10 protein-coding genes and 1 pseudogene are annotated in these 15,936 nt (G+C 74.4%); 6 read left to right on the top strand and 5 right to left on the bottom strand.

What is annotated here, in order from left to right; genetic code table 11:
* Positions 1-32: 32 nt before the first annotated feature.
* Positions 33-2,156 (bottom strand): NAD-dependent DNA ligase LigA, encoded by a 2,124-nt coding sequence (gene ligA / locus ACH34Q_RS36615; protein ID WP_395987757.1) that lies wholly within the window; start codon positions 2,154-2,156, stop codon positions 33-35.
* Between the two features lie 168 nt (positions 2,157-2,324).
* Here ligA and ACH34Q_RS36620 point away from each other — a divergent pair.
* The 6 genes and pseudogenes from ACH34Q_RS36620 to ACH34Q_RS36645 form a co-directional block, all read left to right on the top strand.
* A pseudogene (locus ACH34Q_RS36620) lies at positions 2,325-2,489 on the top strand (PadR family transcriptional regulator); the annotation flags it as partial.
* Positions 2,490-3,006: 517 nt separating this feature from the next.
* The gene (locus tag ACH34Q_RS36625; RefSeq protein ID WP_395987758.1) at positions 3,007-3,510 is read left to right on the top strand and encodes an FtsX-like permease family protein; all 504 of its coding nucleotides are present in this window, start codon (positions 3,007-3,009) and stop codon (positions 3,508-3,510) included.
* A 57-nt stretch (positions 3,511-3,567) separates the two neighbouring features.
* On the top strand, positions 3,568-7,677 hold the full coding sequence (locus tag ACH34Q_RS36630) for a HEAT repeat domain-containing protein (protein ID WP_395987759.1): 4,110 nt from the start codon (positions 3,568-3,570) through the stop codon (positions 7,675-7,677).
* A 106-nt stretch (positions 7,678-7,783) separates the two neighbouring features.
* A complete protein-coding gene (locus ACH34Q_RS36635) occupies positions 7,784-8,446 on the top strand; it encodes a TetR/AcrR family transcriptional regulator (protein ID WP_395987760.1) in 663 nt (220 codons plus the stop codon).
* A 214-nt stretch (positions 8,447-8,660) separates the two neighbouring features.
* Positions 8,661-9,605 carry an ATP-binding cassette domain-containing protein gene (locus ACH34Q_RS36640; protein ID WP_395987761.1) on the top strand — a complete coding sequence of 315 codons (945 nt, stop codon included), beginning with the start codon at positions 8,661-8,663 and terminating at the stop codon, positions 9,603-9,605.
* Positions 9,602-11,209 (top strand): ABC transporter permease, encoded by a 1,608-nt coding sequence (locus ACH34Q_RS36645; RefSeq protein ID WP_395987762.1) that lies wholly within the window; start codon positions 9,602-9,604, stop codon positions 11,207-11,209. Before ACH34Q_RS36640 ends, ACH34Q_RS36645 begins: the two co-directional genes overlap by 4 nt.
* A 56-nt stretch (positions 11,210-11,265) precedes the next feature.
* Here ACH34Q_RS36645 and ACH34Q_RS36650 read toward each other — a convergent pair whose 3' ends face one another.
* From ACH34Q_RS36650 to ACH34Q_RS36665, 4 genes are read right to left on the bottom strand one after another with little or no spacing between them, the layout of a single operon-like run.
* Positions 11,266-12,042, bottom strand: a complete 777-nt coding sequence (locus ACH34Q_RS36650; RefSeq protein ID WP_395987763.1) for a crotonase/enoyl-CoA hydratase family protein — start codon at positions 12,040-12,042, stop codon at positions 11,266-11,268.
* 43 nt (positions 12,043-12,085) lie between these two features.
* On the bottom strand, positions 12,086-12,883 hold the full coding sequence (locus ACH34Q_RS36655) for an SDR family NAD(P)-dependent oxidoreductase (protein ID WP_395987764.1): 798 nt from the start codon (positions 12,881-12,883) through the stop codon (positions 12,086-12,088).
* Positions 12,884-12,924: 41 nt separating this feature from the next.
* Positions 12,925-14,445, bottom strand: coding sequence for a class I adenylate-forming enzyme family protein (locus ACH34Q_RS36660; RefSeq protein WP_395987765.1), 1,521 nt, complete (start codon positions 14,443-14,445; stop codon positions 12,925-12,927).
* Complete coding sequence (locus tag ACH34Q_RS36665; RefSeq protein ID WP_395987766.1) at positions 14,442-15,905, bottom strand: aldehyde dehydrogenase; 1,464 nt, start codon at positions 15,903-15,905, stop codon at positions 14,442-14,444. The genes ACH34Q_RS36660 and ACH34Q_RS36665 overlap by 4 nt, the downstream gene beginning before the upstream one ends.
* Positions 15,906-15,936: the final 31 nt, after the last annotated feature.

The raw sequence follows: 15,936 nt of genomic DNA on the forward strand, positions 1-15,936 counted from the left end.
GGGACGCCGGAGCGGCACGGGCGGTGCCGGCCTCAGAGGTGGTCCTTGACGCGGTCGGCGAACTCCTCCGGGGTGGTGATCTCGACGCCGAGCTTCTCGGCCTTGGCCTTCTTGGAGCCGGCCTTCTCACCGGCCACCAGGAGGGAGGTCCGGGCGGAGACCGAGGACGAGGACCTGCCGCCGGCGCGCTCGATCAGCTCGTTCACCTCGTTGCGGGACAGCTCGGCCAGGGGGCCGGTCATGGACCCGGTGACGACGACCGACATCCCCGACAGCGGCAGCGCCCCGGTATCGGACTCGGCGGGCTCCTCACCCTCGACCGTGCCCGTGGTGGACGAGCCCGTGGTGGACGAGCCCGTGGTGGACGAGCCCGGGGTGGCGGGCCGCGTGGCGCCGGGCTCGGTCATGTTGACGCCGGCGGCGACCAGCTTGTCGATCAGGGGGGCCAGCTCGGCGATCTCCTCGACCAGGACGCCGGCCCGCTCCGGGCCGACGCCGTCGACCTCCTGGAAGGCGTCGATGTCGGCGGCGCGGATCGCGTCCATGGTGGCGAAGTGGCGGGCGATGCGCCGGGACATGGAACTGCCCGTGCCGCGGATGCCCAGCGCGCAGAACACCTTGTTGAGCTCCTTGGCCTTGGCGCCCTCGATCGCGGCCAGCAGGTTGTCGGTGCTGGTCTCGCCCATCCGCTCCAGCTCCAGCAGCGGGTCGCGCTCCAGGGTGAACAGGTCGGCGAAGTCGGTGATCAGCCCGGCCTGGACGAGCTGGTCGATGCGGTTCTCGCCGAGGCCCTCGATGTCGAGCTGGCCGCGGCCGACGGCGTAGCGGACCGACGCGATGGCGTGGCAGGCGCGGCCCTTCGCGCAGCGCCAGCGCTTCTGCGAGTCGTCGATCTCGTCGCCGCAGCGCGGGCACGACTCGGGGATCGGGATCGGGGTCTCGGCGCCGGTGCGCAGGTGCACCACGGGTGCCTCGATCCGGGGGATCACGTCGCCCGCCTTGTAGACGGTGACGTGGTCGCCGATCTTCAGGTCGCGGCGCGCGATGTCGCCGGCGTTGTGCAGGGTCGCGTAGGTGATCACCGAGCCGTCCACCTCGACCGGGTCCAGCACGGCGCGGGGCGCGATGATGCCGGTGCGGCCGACGTTCCACTCCACCTCCAGCAGCCGGGTGATCTTCTCGGTGGCGGGCAGCTTGTAGGCGATCGCCCAGCGCGGGGCCCGCGAGGAGTTGCCGGCCTGCTCCTGGTCGGCGGCCAGATCGGCCTTGATCACGATGCCGTCGATGCCGAACTCCAGCCCGGCGCGCAGCCCCGCGATCGCGGCCACCTGGTCCTGGGCCTCGGTGATCTGCTTGCAGGTGATGCCCGCCACCGGCGTCGTCGCGCTGGTGTGCGCGCCCCATCCGGCGATCCTGGCCATGATCTCGCTGTGCGGCAGGCTCGCCAGCTCCGTGACGACGCCGTCCAGCGGCAGCGCGCCGTAGGCGAAGAACGTCATTTCCACCTGGTAGTCCCGGTCGCGGGCGCGCAGCGAGCCCGCGGCGGCCGAGCGGGGGTTGGCGAACGCGGGGTAGCCCGCTCCGGTACGGGCCGTGTTGGCGTCCTCGAACTGGGCGTGGGTCATCAGGACCTCGCCGCGGAGTTCGACCGTGACCGGCTCGGCCAGCCGCCCCGGCAGGCCCGCGATCATGCCGATGCCGTGCGAGACGTCCTCGCCGGCGACGCCGTCGCCCCGGGTCACCAGCTGGACCAGCCGGCCCTCGCGGTAGCGCGCCGAGATCGCCAGCCCGTCGAGCTTGGGCTCCACGCTCCACTGCTCGACCGGGCGGCCGATCCGGCGCTCCAGCCCGGCGGCCCAGCTCTCCAGCCCCTCGGCGGAGAAGACGTTGTCGAGGCTCAGCATCGGCACGGTGTGCGGCACGTCGCCCACGACCGCTCCCCCGGCGACCTTGCCGGTCGGCGAGTCGGGCAGCACGTGGTCGGGATGCTCGGCCTCGTACGCCGCGATGCCGCGCACCAGGCGGTCGAAGGCGTCGTCGTCCAGCCCGGAGTCGCCCTCGCCGTAGTAGGCAGCGGCGGCGGCGACGGCGGTCTGCACGGCGTCGGCGTAGGCGGCCTGGTCGCTGATCTCGGTGAAGCCCGGAGTCTCGCTCATGACCCCATGTTCTCGCGTCCCTACGACAAAACCAGCGCAGGTCACGCGCCGTTCGCGGCCGATTTCGAGGCGATCGCGGGCGGCACGGCGGCGGCTCCGCTTGACCACGGTCCTAGGTGACGGTTAACACGGCTCGTCGTCAGGGAGGTGCGTTCCGTGCAGGACGTGGTGCTCGCGCTGCTGGCCAAGGAGCCCTCGCACGGGTACGAGCTGCGCGCCCGGCTGCAGGAGGCGCTCGGGCCGCTGGGCGAGGAGCTCAACGCCGGCCAGGTGTACGTGACGCTGCGCCGGCTGGAGAAGGCGGGGCTGGTGGACGTCCGGCTGGTCGGGCAGTCCGACCGGCCCGACCGCAAGGTCTACGAGCTGACCCCGGCCGGCCGGGACCGCGTGGCGGCCTGGCTCGCGGACGTGAGCTGGAGCCGTCCGGCGCCGACCGAGTTCCATCTGAAGCTGGTGACCGCGGCCGCGTCGCGGCTCGCCGATCCCGTGGACCTCGTCGACGCGCAGCGCCGCGCGCTGCTGCGCGATCTGGCCGGCGTGCAGCGGGCCGCCCTGGAGCAGCGGCTCACGGACCCGGCCGCCGCTCCCGCGTTCGCCGCGAGCCACAAGGGCGTGCGGTCCTGGCAGGACATGGGCGCGTACGCCACCGCCGAGCTGCGGCTGGCGAACGAGGCGCTGCTCGGCGGCACCTGGGCGCTGGCGATCCTGGCAGGGATGAGCGTGGCCCTGCTGGTCGGCGGGCTCCCGCCTCGCCGCCGCGTTCGCGGGCCTGCCGCTGCCCCTGCCGATGCTGCTGGGCGCGCGGATCGCCGCCCGCCGCCCGCGCCGGACGGTCCTGGCCGGGCTCAGCATGACGGTCACCGTCGCGATGGTCGTCGCGGCGCTGGCGATGCGCCGGGACGTGGCGCGCAGGGACACCGTCATCCTCGGCCCCGACTTCGTCCCGGGCGTGGGCAACCCGGTCACCGACCGGCTGAGCCAGATCATCCTGGTGATGTCGGTGGCCATGCTGCTGCTCGCGGGGGTCAACGCCGTACTCACGGCCTGGACGGGCGCCCTCGACAACCTCCGTACCGCCGCGCTAACCCGGGCGTTCGGCGCCACTCCCCGTCAGGTCACCACCGGGCTGGCCGCCGCGCAACTGCTCCCCGCCGCGCTCGCGGCGGCGGGCGGGATCCCGCTGGGCCTGGCCGTGTACATGGCGGCCCGGACGCTGGGCGGCTCCGGCGGATCGGCGGACGTGCCCGCGCTCTGGCTGGCGGCGGTGTTCCCGGTGACGCTCGCGGTGGTCGCGCTGCTGACGGCGATACCGGTCCGGTACGGGGCCACCCGCCCGGTGACGGAAGCCCTCTAGAGGGCGGGCGGTTAACGGATCGCGTGGCGGCTCCGCGCCTCCGTACACTCGGCGCTCATGCCCTCCGAGCACGACATCGAGGACGAGTCACCCGAGGCGGCGCTCGCCCTGGCCAGGCATTACCTGCGGTCCGGGCCGGATCCCGGCGCCTGGCCACGATGGCGTGCGGCCGACCTGCCGGTACCGGTGCGGATCGCCTGGCTGCGGGCCGAGATCGCGCGCCGTCCCGGGACCGTACGGGACGAACCGGCCGGTGAGCTGCTCTACCAGGCCGTCCACGGGCTCGCGGCGGCCGACGCCGAGGACGGTGAACGGCTCGTCCGGGACCTGTCGGACCGCGCCGAACCGCTGCTGCACGCCGAGGCCCTGCGCCTCGCGCGCGAGGCCGTACGCGCGGGGCTGCTCGCTCCGGACCGCGCCAGGACGCTCCTGCTGGGCCTCCTCACGGACGCGAGCACGCCCGATGTCATCGCGGGCGCGCTGCGCGAACTCGCCCAGCCGTGGGCCGCTCTCGAGCCGCTGCCGGGACGGCGGTTCCTGCGGTTCCTCGACCAGGCCTCCACGGCGGACGCGGCGCTCGAAGCGGCGGCGCGGCATGGCCATCGGGACCTGCTCCTCGACATGGCCGCCGATCCGGAACGGCCGCCCGTGCCGAGGCGCCGGGCGCTGGAACTGCTCGGCGGCCTCGCGTCCCGTGACGACACCGGCCACCTCGTGGAGATCGCCGGTGAGGATCCGCTCCTGCTCGCCGGGCCCGCCGTGCAGTGCCTGCTGGAGATGCATCAGCGTGGGCATTTCCCTGGCGATGGCGACGTGCCGGGGATCGTGGACCTGGCGCTCGCCGACCATTCCGTCGACGCGGACGACGTCGCCACCCTGCTCTACACGTCCAGGCACGCGATGCTGCGAGAGGTCGCGAGCGCGGCCCCGGACGACACGGGCTGGCCGCGGCGGCTGGAACTGCTGATCGCGCTGGCGGCACAGGGCACCGGCGAGCTGCCGATCGGTGAGGGTGTCACCGGCCTGCTGCCCGCCGTACCGGATCCGGCCCCGTTCCTGGAGGCGCTCCGGGCGCTGCGGCACACCGGCGCGGAAGAGGCCGTCCTCGCGGTCCTGCCCCGTTCACCGGCGGCGGCGCTGGACGCGCTCGAAGCCGTGGGCGGGGAACGGACGGCCGCCGTCCTGCGCGAAGGCCTGGACCAGGTGGACACCGCCGCCCATCTGCTGCCCGTACGGCATCGCGCGCTCGAACTCCTGTGGCATCTCACCGATGACCCCGGCAGCCGGGGTTCCCTCCTGGCCAGGCTCGACCCGCGCGATCTTCCGGCGCGGATCGCACCGGACCTCGGCGGGCCCGACGCGCGGGAGCTGGAGCTGCTGCGGGCGGGCCTGGATCCGGACAAGCCGGCCGAGGCCCTGTGCCGGCTGGCGCGCACCGGCGGCGCCGGTACGGTCCCGGCCATCGCGGACCTGCTGCTGAACGTCGTGGCCCGCGAGCGCGAGGTCCCGGACGAGGTGCTGTCGGCCGTCCGCGACCTGGGCGGGCGGCTGTACGGGCGCGGCAAGATCAGGCCGCGCTGCCTGCTCGATGCGGCGGACGCGCGGGAAGCCGGCGACGCCCTCCTCGCGAGCATCGTCCTGGACCTGCTGGACGATGACGCCCTGGGCCCCGCCGAGCAGGCGATCCTTCTCGAACTGCTCCTGGACGTCCCGTACCGCGAGACCCGCGCGCGGGTCCACCGGCTGCTGCGCCATCGCGACCGGCACGTCCGCAAGCACGCGATCGCCCTGCTCGCCCGCGATGGCGGCGGCCGGAACGCCCGGGCGCTGGCGGCGAGCCTCATCCCGCTGACCAGGGCCTCCGACGTGCAGACCGTACGGCAGGCAGTACTGGCCCTCAGAGACGCGCGCGTGCGCGGGGCCGCGGTGGCGATCGCGGACTGCCTCGACCACCCGAACATGAACATCAAGAAGACCGCCGCCGAGGCACTCGTCCTCGCGGGCACTCCGGCGGCGGTACCGAAGCTGCTGTTCTGGCTCGGGCGGCACGACAATCCGGGCCTGCGCCAGGCCCTGAGCGAGGCCCTGCGCGCGGTGCTCGGGGACGTTCACCGCGCGGTGATCGTCGCCGCGGCCGACCGCGCCGCGGACGAGCGCACCCGTTCGCTGCTCGTCCAGAGCATCGACGGCCGGCTGACCGAGAGCGCGGTCCGCGTTCTGGCCGCCCAGGGTTCACCGGCCGGGGAGGCCTTGCTGCGTCTCCTTCCGGACCGGCCGCCCGGGCCGTCGAAGACCCCGCTCGACGAGCTGGCCGAGCGCGGCTGGGACAGCGCGATCGCGCGGCAGGTCGTGGACCTGCACGAAGAGGACCCCGACGCGCCCGCCTTCCAGCGGACCGGCCGACTCCGCCCGATGCTGGCGCACTGGCTGGACCTCGCGGCGACCGGCGGGACCGGCCGCGCCGCCGTCCTGCGCCTGACGCTGCGGCTCTGCCCGCCGCCGTGGAGCATGCCGGAACGGGAGATCTTCGCCCGCCGGCTGCGGACGCTCGCGGAGGGGGCGGCCGGTATCGGGGATGCCCATCGCGAGCGCCTCCTTGCGATGATCGAGGAGGCCGTCCCCCTGCTGCCCGTCGAGGACGGGCCGGAGTTCGCCCCGCGGATCCGCGGATTGCCGCCGATGGGCCGGCCGGTGCTGGCGCTGCTGCGCCGCTGCGGCGCGGTCCTGACCCGCGACGATCTGGATCAGGCCCTGGCGGCGGCGCGGAACGGCCCCGATCCGTGGCTCGCCGAGGAGTCCGTGCTGCGCGAGGCGTTCGAGCCGGCCCCGCGTCCGGAGGAGGGACACGGGCTCACCTCCCGCGAGCGGCTCGAGGAGCTGATCACGGCCTTTCCGACCGCACCGGCGGACGCCCGCGAGGGCCTGCTGGAGCGGATGCTCGAACTACAGCCGCTCGGCACGCCTCCCTGGGTCCTGGCGGAAGATGCCGGACGGACGGCGCCGGAGGTCCGCGCGCCCCGTTCAGGCGACTTGGACCAGCCCCGTTCGGCGGCCCAGCGGGATCGGCTCCTGGCGATGCTGGACGATCCGGAACGATCCGCAACCGCCGCCCGCGCTCTCCTGGACTGGCCCGAGCCCGGGATCCGCGCGGCCGTCCTGCGCGCGTTCCTCGACGGCAGGGTGGACCTGCCGATCACCGCTCCCCTCGCCGGTGCCCTGCGCTCCCTGAGCGAGACCGAGATGCGCGAGGCCGCCGACGGCGCCCGCGAACGGATCGCCCAGGCCGCCGGCCGTCTCGAGCCCCCTGACCGGGCCCGGTTCCTGCCCCTGCTGCTGGAGTGGTGGGAGACAGGCGGATCCGCGACCCGTTTGGCTGCGGAACGTGCCCTGCGCGGCGCCGACCCCGACCTCCTGGCCGGGTCCCTGGCCGAACGGCTCGAAGCCGGAGCCTGGGGTGTGCTCGACCTCGTCAAGGGTGTCCCGCTCCGGCGCACCCCGTCCCTGAGCCGGGCGTACCGGCGGCTGGAGGCGGAGGGACGCGCCGATCTGGCCGACGGGATCGTCCTGGTGGACGGCCCGTTCCGCCCGCCGGGCGCCGAACGCAAGGACGCCGCCGCGCTGGCCGCGTTGCGTGACCGTACCCGCGTCGGCGAGACCCGGCAGGAGCGCCCTTCGCGGGAGTCGCTGCTCGCCTCGGCCCGTACCGGCACCGCCGAAGAGGTCCGCGCCGCGCTCACCCTCCTCGCCGAAGCGCACGACGAGGTGCGCTCGGCAGGGGGCCGCGATCCCGGGCTGGAGGAGCTGCTCGGTGAGCTGATCGGCCATTCCGCTCCGGCGGTCCGTCTGCACGCCCACCGGATCTCCCGCCGGGTCCTGGACCGTCCCGCCTACCTGGAGCTGACCTCGCGGCTCCTGGACGACGGCCGGGCCGACCTGGCCCGTACGGCGATCAGGACGCTGTCCCACGCGGGCTGGAGGCCGGCGATCCCGGCCCTGGTCGGGCTGCTCGCCGACACCCGCGTCCCGGTGCGCAAGGAAGCCGGAGACGGGCTCGTCCGGTACGGCGCCGCCGCGATCCCCGCCCTCAAGCACGCCGCCGGCCGGGCCCGTCCGGACCGGCGGCCCCTCTACACGGCGGTTCTGGAGCAGATCTCCGCGCCGAGTTGAAATCCCTCCACCCGGGGTATACAAACGTATTGGAAGCTGAACGTTTGTATTGGACGTCGTGGACAGCAGCCGCCGGCACGGCCGGCGGGCATCGGGGGGCGGAACGATGGCGGGGGGCGAAGATCTCACGGCCAGGGCCAGGATCAGGGACGCGGCGCTGCAGCAGTTCGCCGCGCACGGGATCAAGGGCACGACGATCCGCGGCATCGCCCAGGCTGCGGACGTGTCGCCCGGTCTCGTCCAGCACCACTACGGCTCCAAGGCGCGCCTGCGCGAGGCCTGCGACGAGTACGCCATCGAGACCCTGCGGACCACCAAGCTGAAAGGGCTCGAAGGCGGGATGGGCGACCCGGGCTTCATCATGGTCGCGATGCGGACCGCGATCCCGGTCCAGCGCTACCTGGCCCGCGCCCTGGTCGACGGATCGCCCGCCGCCGCGCGGCTCTTCGACGAGGCCGTCGCGTTCAGCGAGGAGGTGCTCGCGGAGCCCACGGCCGGTGCGAACAAGGCCAACACCTCCGACCTGCGCGGCTATGCCGCCGTCCTGACCACGATGTCGTTCAGCGTGCTGGTGCTGCACGAGCATCTGGCCCGCAGCCTGGGCGCCGAGCCGCTGTCGATCGAGGGCTACCCCCGGATGGCCAAGGCGATGTTCGACATCTTCACCGACGACCTGCTGAGCCCCGAACTCGTCGCCGAGGCCAGGGCCGCGCTCGACCGGCTGCCCGGGCAGCCGGGCCACGAGGACCGGGAGGGGCAGGAGCGATGACCGGCTCGCACGCGATCGCCTCCGGGTGCGCGGGACGCATCTCGACCTCGGACGCCGCTGCCCGCAAGTGCGACTCCGATCCGCCCGCGCGGCCCCGCCCCCGACGCTCCACCGGTACGTGGTCAAGCCACCGGGCTCCCCTGCCTTAACGCAGTCGTGCCCTGGGGTCGGCGGCCGCGTGCCTGCCGATCCGACCCCCACACGAGGTGTCCCCATGGCTCCACACACCACCGACACACCGATATCCGCCGCCGGCCTGGTCAAGACGTTCGGCCGGACCCGTGCCCTGGACGGCCTGGACCTGAGCGTCCGCACCGGCGAGGTGCACGGCTTCCTCGGCCCGAACGGCGCCGGCAAGTCCACCACGATCCGCGTCCTGCTCGGCCTGCTGCGCGCCGACGCGGGCACCGCCACGCTGCTGGGCGGCGACCCCTGGAAGGACGCCACCGAGCTGCACCGCCGCCTGGCCTACGTCCCCGGCGACGTCACGTTGTGGCCCAACCTGTCCGGCGGCGAGGTCATCGACCTGCTCGGCCGGATGCGCGGCGGCCTGGACCCGCGCCGCAAGGCCGAGCTGCTCGACCGCTTCGAGCTCGACCCGAAGAAGAAGGGCCGCGCGTACTCCAAGGGCAACCGGCAGAAGGTCGGCCTGGTCGCCGCGCTGGCCTCCGACGCCGAGCTGCTGATCCTGGACGAGCCCACCTCCGGGCTGGATCCCCTCATGGAGGAGGTCTTCCAGGAGTGCATCCGCGACGAGCGCCACGACGGGCGCACCGTCCTGCTGTCCAGCCACATCCTGTCCGAGGTCGAGGCGCTGTGCGACCGGGTGACCATCATCCGCAACGGCGTCGCGGTCGAGACCGGGACGCTGAACGATCTGCGCCACCTGACCCGGACGTCCATCGACGCCGAGCTGGCCGCCCCGCCCAACGGCCTGTCGGCCCTGCCGGGCGTGCACGACCTGCAGGTGGACGGCAACCGGGTGCGCTGCGAGGTCGACACCAGCCGGCTGGACGAGGTGCTGAAGCAGCTGGTGTCCACCGGCGTGCGCAGCCTGTCCAGCCGGCCGCCGACACTGGAGGAGCTCTTCCTGCGCCACTACAAGGACGAGCTGCCCGGCGGCCCCGCAAGCGCGCTCGACGGCGAGGCCGTACGATGACCGCGCTCACCGGGACCGGCGGGATGATCCGCCTGATCCTGCGCCGCGACCGGTTCCTGCTGCCGGTCTGGATCCTGTTCCCGGCGCTGATGCCGCTCAGCTTCATCGCCTCGTTCGAGCAGCTCTACCCCACGGCCGCCGAGCGGCTGGGCTACGCCCGCGCGACCGGCGAGACGCCGACGTTCCTGGCGCTGTACGGGCCGCTGCACGACACCTCGATCGGCGCGATCGTCGCGCAGCGGTCGGGCTTCATCCCGGTGGTCGTCGGGTTGTTCTGCGCGCTGACGGTCATCCGGCACACCCGTACCGAGGAGGAGGCCGGGCGCCGCGAGCTGCTGGGCGCCACGGTCATGGGACGCGGCGCGACGCTGGCCGCCGCGCTGCTGGTCTCCTCCGGGGCCGCGCTGGCGATCGGCGCCGTGCTGACCGCCGGGATGGCGAGCCAGGGGCTTCCCTTCGGAGGCTCGCTGGCGTTCGGCCTGCAACTGGCCCTGGCGGGCCTGGTCTTCGCGGCGGTGGCCGGGGTGGCCGCCCAGCTCACCGAGGGCGCCGGCGCGGCGCGCGGTATCGCGATCGCCGCGCTGGGCGGCGCGTTCGTCGTCCGGATGGCCGCCGACGTCGGCGGCGACGGCAGCGCGCTGGGGTGGCTGTCGTGGCTGTCCCCGCTCGGCTGGGGCACCCGGCTCCAGGCCTACGGCGACGAGCAGTGGTGGGTGCTGGTCATTCCCGCCCTCGCCGTCGCGCTGCTCATCGCGGCGGCCGGGGTCCTGACGGTGCGCCGCGACGTCGGCGCCGGGATCCTGCCGCCCCGGCTGGGCCCGGCGGACGCCGCGCCCGGGCTGCGCGGCCCGTTCTCGCTGGCCTGGCGGCTGCACGGCCGCGGCCTGTACGGCTGGCTGGCCGGGTTCGCCGCGCTCGGCGTCGTGTGGGGCGGGGTCGCGGGCACCGTCGAGGACATGCTCAAGGACAACCCGGACCTGGAGGAGATCTTCTCCCGGCTCGGCGGCGGTACCGGCGCGATCGTCGATGTCTACTTCGCCTCGGTGATGGGCATCATGGGGCTCATCGCGGCGGGGTACGCGGTGTCGGCGACGCTGCGGATGCGGTCCGAGGAGACGGCCCTGCGCGCCGAGCCCGTCCTGGCCACCACGGTCGGCCGGATCCGGTGGGCCGCCTCCCACCTGGTGATCGCCGCGCTGGGCTCGGCCGCCGCGATGGCCGTGGGCGGGTTCACCGCCGGGCTGACGCGCGGGCTGGACGCCGGCGACATCGGCCGGGAGGTGCCCCGGGTGACGCTGGCGGCGGTGGCGCAGCTGCCGGCCGTCTGGGTGATCGGTGCCGTGACGGTGGCGTTCTTCGGGCTGCTCCCCCGCTTCGGCTCCGCCGGGTGGGGCGCGCTGGCGCTGGCCGCGTTCGTGACGCTGTTCGGCGGCGCGGTCCAGGCCGACCAGTGGGTCCTGGACATCTCGCCGTTCACCCACATCCCGAAGCTGCCGGGCGGCGACGCCGAGATCATGCCGTTCGCCTGGCTGGTGGCCGTGGTCCTCGCGCTCGGCGCCGCCGGGCTGGCCGGGTTCCGCCGCCGCGACCTGGCGTCGGCCTGACCCCCGGCGTTCCGGCCGGGTGGGCGTTCGATCGAACGCCCACCCGGCCGGGCGCTTCAGACACCGCGCCACAGGGGCGGGCGCTTCTCGGCGAACGCGCGCAGCCCTTCGGCCGTGTCGGAGGACCGCATCGCCGGGGTGGCGACGGCCATCTGCTCCCGCCAGGCCTGCTCCTCGGTCCAGTCGGCGGCGCGGCGCATGATCCGGGCCGACGCGGCGACCGCGAGCGGCCCGTTCTCGCCGATCCGGGCGGCGAGGGCGAGCGCCTTCTCCACCGCGGTACCGGGCGCGACGACGTGGTTCACGATCCCCCACTGGTGGAAGTAGGCGGCGGGCCGCGGCTCGGCGGTCAGCGCCAGTTCCATGGCCAGGTGGTACGGCATCCGCTGCGGCAGCCGGAACAGGGCCCCGCCGATCGCGACGAGGTTGTGCCGCACCTCGGGCAGGCCCATCCTGGCGTCCTCGGCGGCCACGACGAGATCGCAGGCGAGGGCGAGTTCGAAGCCGCCCGCGACGGCATGGCCCTCGACGGCGGCGATCAGCGGCTTGCCGGCCGGTACGGCGAACACGCCGAAGCCGCCGCGGCGCCGGGTCGCGGGCCGTTCACCGCGGGCGGCGGCCTTGAGGTCGGCGCCCGCGCTGAACGTGCCGTTCGCGCCGGTGATGACGGCGGAGCGCAGGGCGGCGTCGCCGTCCAGGAGGTCCATCGCGGCCTCCATCTGCACGGCCGTCTCCCGGTCGAACGCGTTGCGCGCCTCCGGGCGGTCGACGGTGATCAGGAGCGTGTGCCCCCGGCGTTCGGTACGGATGTGCGCGGTGGTGTGGTCGTCCATGGAGCCGGCTCCCTGGGGTCGTCGAGCTGGAGGGGTCGTCGAGCTAGAGGGTCATCGAGTAGCCGCCGTTGACCGGCATGGTCTGGCCGGTGATCCAGCTCGCGGCGTCGGAGGTCAGGAAGAGGATCATGTTGGCGGCGTCCTCGGGCTCGCCGAAGCGCCGCACGACGTAATTGGCCAGCGCCTTCTTGGCGAAGTCCTCGTTCTCGGTCAGCTTCTGGATGGCCGGGGTACGGGTCGCGCCGAGGGCGACGCTGTTGGCGGTGACGCCGTGCCTGCCGCCGAGGCGCGCGACGGCCCGGGTGAAGCCGGCGGCGCCCGCCTTGGCCGCGGAGTAGATCTCCAGGCCGTGGGCCTCGCCGACGCGGCCCGCGTCGGAGATGACGGTGACGATCCGCCCGTACCCCTCGGGCACCATGTGGGACAGCGCGCCGCGGGTGCAGTTGAGCACGCCGTCGAGGTTGACGTGGATCCAGGGGGCCCAGTCGTCGGGGGTCTGCTCCCAGAACGGGCGCGGCCGGGTCTTGGGACGCGCGGCCACGCCCCGGTTGCCGGCGTTGTTGACCAGGATGCCGACCGGGCCGAGATCGGCGCGGACCTTGTCGAACATCGCGCCGACGGCGTCGAAGTCGCCGACGTCGGCGGCCGCCGCGACGGCCGGCACGCCGGTGGCCGTGATCTCCTCGGCCACCGCCGCCGCGCGGCCGGGGTCGGCGTCGTTGACCGCGACACCGCCCGCGCCGTGCGCGGCCAGGTGCAGTGCCGTCCGCCGGCCGACGCCCCGGCCGGCCCCGGTGACCAGGGCGATCCGTCCGCCAAGGTCGCACATGTCGTTGTTCACGTGGGGATTCCTCTCGTTGCCGGTGCTGCGGAGTCGCGGGCTCAGATGGGGCGGTCGTGGCCGCGCCAGTACGGGTCGCGGAGCCGGCGTTTCTCGATCTTTCCCATCGGGTTGACGGGGAGGGCGGCCACGAACTCCACCCGGCTCGGCCACTTGTAGCGGGCCAGCCGCTCGGCGCAGAAGGCGATCAGCTCGGCCTCGCCCGCCGAGGCGCCGGGCCGCAGCTCGACCGCGGCGACCGGCCGCTCGCCCGCGTCGGGATCGGGGACGCCGAAGACGGCGGCCAGCGCCACCGCCGGATGCCGGGCCAGCACGGCCTCGATCTCGGCCGGGTAGACGTTGGTCCCGCCGGAGATGATCATGTCGATCCGGCGGTCGGAGATGAACAGGTAGCCGTCCTCGTCCAGCCGGCCGACATCGCCGGTCCGGTAGAAGCCGTCCGCGTCCAGCCGGTCGGGGCCGAGCGGGCCCCGGCCGATGTAGCCGGAGATCACCATCGGGGTGCGGACCGCGATCTCGCCGGTGGCGCCGGGTGGCAGCGGGGTCCCGTCGCCGTCCAGGATCCGGATCTCCACATGCCGGAACGGCCGGCCGGACGTGCCCGGCCTGCGGCGGTGGTCCTCGGGCCGGCAGCCGGTGATCATCCCGGCCTCGGTGCAGCCGTACCCCTCGTGCAGGATCTCGCCGAAGTGCTCCAGCACCGCGTCCTTCAGCCCGTGCGGCACGGGCGCTGCGCCGGTGCTCAGGTAGCGCAGCGAGGAGACGTCGTAGCGGCGCAGCACCGGCCCGGGCAGCGTCATGATGCGCTGCAGCATGGTCGGCACCGACGCCCAGTGCGTGATCGCGTGCCGTTCGATCAGCGCCAGCGCCGCCTCGGCGTCGAACCGCCGCAGCAGGAAGGCGGTGCCGCCGGTGCGCAGCGCGGTCCGTACGGCGGCGGGGCCGGCGCCGTGGTGCATCGGCAGCGTGACCATGGTGCGGTTGCCGCGCCCGCCGGTGGCGCCGTCGAAGCCGACCGAGGACAGGTACTCGCGGAACACCTTCGGGTCGGGCCGGGTGTTCCAGCCGCCCAGCGGTGCCCCCTTGGGCGCGCCCGTCGTCCCGGACGAGTAGATGATCAGCGGCGCGAAGTGCTCGCCCGGCCACTCCCGCGCGGGCTCCTCCGCCAGCAGGTCGGCCAGCCGCTCGACGCCCGGTACGGCAGCGCCGGTGCCGACGCCGACGACGGTGCGCAGGCCGAGGTGCTCCCAGGCCGCCGCCAGCGGGGCGAGGTCGTCGTCGTCCGCGACGGCGGCGCGCACGTCGCAATCGCGCAGGATGTGCTCGGTCTCGGGCGGTGCCAGCCGGTAGTTCAGCGCGACCTGGACCGCGCCGAGCTTGCCGAGGGCCAGGCTCACCACGAGCCACTCCAGGCGGTTGCGCATCCGGACCGCGACCCGGTCGCCCTTCGCCACTCCCCTGGCGTCCAGCGCCGAGGCCAGCCGGTCCGCCCGCTCGCGCCACTGGCGGTGGGTCAGGACCTGGTCGCCCTCGTGCGCGCAGGGCTCGTCCAGGCCGCTCACCGGTCCCGCGCCTCGGCCGGCAGGAACATCGACTGGGGTTCGAGGAACTCCGCCAGTGCCTCCGGGCCGCCCTCGCGGCCGATGCCCGACTCCTTGAAGCCGCCGAACGGGGCGTCGGCGTCCAGCCGGAAGGCGCCGTTGACGTAGATCGAGCCGGCCCTGATCCGGGTACCGACCGCCGCCGCGCGCTCCGGGTCGGCGCTCCAGACCGAGCCCGACAGGCCGTACTCGGTGTCGTTGGCGATCGCGACGGCCTCCTCCTCGCCGTCGTAGGCGATGACCGTCAGCACCGGCCCGAAGATCTCCTCCCTGGCCACCCGCATGTCGTTGCCGACCCCGCTGAGCACGGTGGGCTCGACGTACCAGCCGCGCTCCAGCCCGGCCGGGCGGCGGCCGCCGTGAACGAGCACCGCGCCCTCCTCGATCCCTGTCCCGACGTAGCCGAGGACGCGGTCCCGGTGGGCCTGGGTGATCATCGGGCCGAGCAGCGTGGCCGGATCGGCGGGGTCGCCCGGCGGTACGGTCTCCGCCGCCGCGCGGATCGCCTCGACGATCTCCTTCTCGCGGGTCCTGGGCACCAGGATCCGGCCCTGCACGACGCAGGCCTCGCCGTTGTTGTTGACGAGCCCCATCCCGACCGCGCCCGCCGCGACCCGGCCGGCGGGCGCGTCGTCCAGGACGATCGAGGCGGCGTTCCCGCCGAGTTCCAGGGAGCAGCGCGCCGTCCGTTCCGCGCAGGCCACGGCGATCCGCTTGCCGGCGGCGGTGCTGCCGGTGAACGTGACCTTGTCGACCCCGGGATGGGCGACCAGCGCGGCCCCGGCCTCGCGGCCGGCGGGAACCACGTTCAGCACGCCGGGGGGCAGTCCGGCCTCGTGCGCCGCCTCGGCCAGCATGCAGGCACTCAGCGGCGTCTCCGGGGACGGCTTGAGCACGACCGTGCAGCCGGCCGCCAGCGCCGGGCCGATCTTGGCGCAGGCGCCGAGCAGCGGGATGTTCCACGGCACGATCGCCGCGACCACCCCGGTCGGCAGCCTCCGCAGCCGGAACGGGAACCGCGCTCCGGGCCGTTCCTCCTCGAACGGCGTGACCCGGATGAGCCGCGCGTAGTAGCCGAGGGTGGCGATCGCCGCGTGCGTGTGCGCCGGCTTCACCACGGTGATCGGCAGGCCGGTCTCGCCGGTGATGGTCTCGGCCAGCCTCGCGGCCCGCCGGGTGAGCGCGGCGGCCAGGGCGTCGATCAGGTCGGCGCGCTCGGCCGGCTCCATCCGGGGCCAGGGCCCGGTGTCGAACGCGTCGCGGGCGGCGTCCACCGCCCGCCGCATGTCGGCGGCGGTGCCGTCGGGAACCGATCCGATGATCTCCTCGGTGGCGGGGTTCTCCACCTCGATCCGGCCGGACCGGGTCGAGGGGACCCAGGTACCGCCGATGTACAGCTCGTCCCACGCAAGCACGGCCATCTCCTTCTGGGGGCGGCTGGGGCCCGGTGCC

Origin of the sequence: Actinomadura sp. 9N407, assembly GCF_044326315.1 — a bacterium.
In the GTDB taxonomy this organism is placed as follows: domain Bacteria; phylum Actinomycetota; class Actinomycetes; order Streptosporangiales; family Streptosporangiaceae; genus Spirillospora.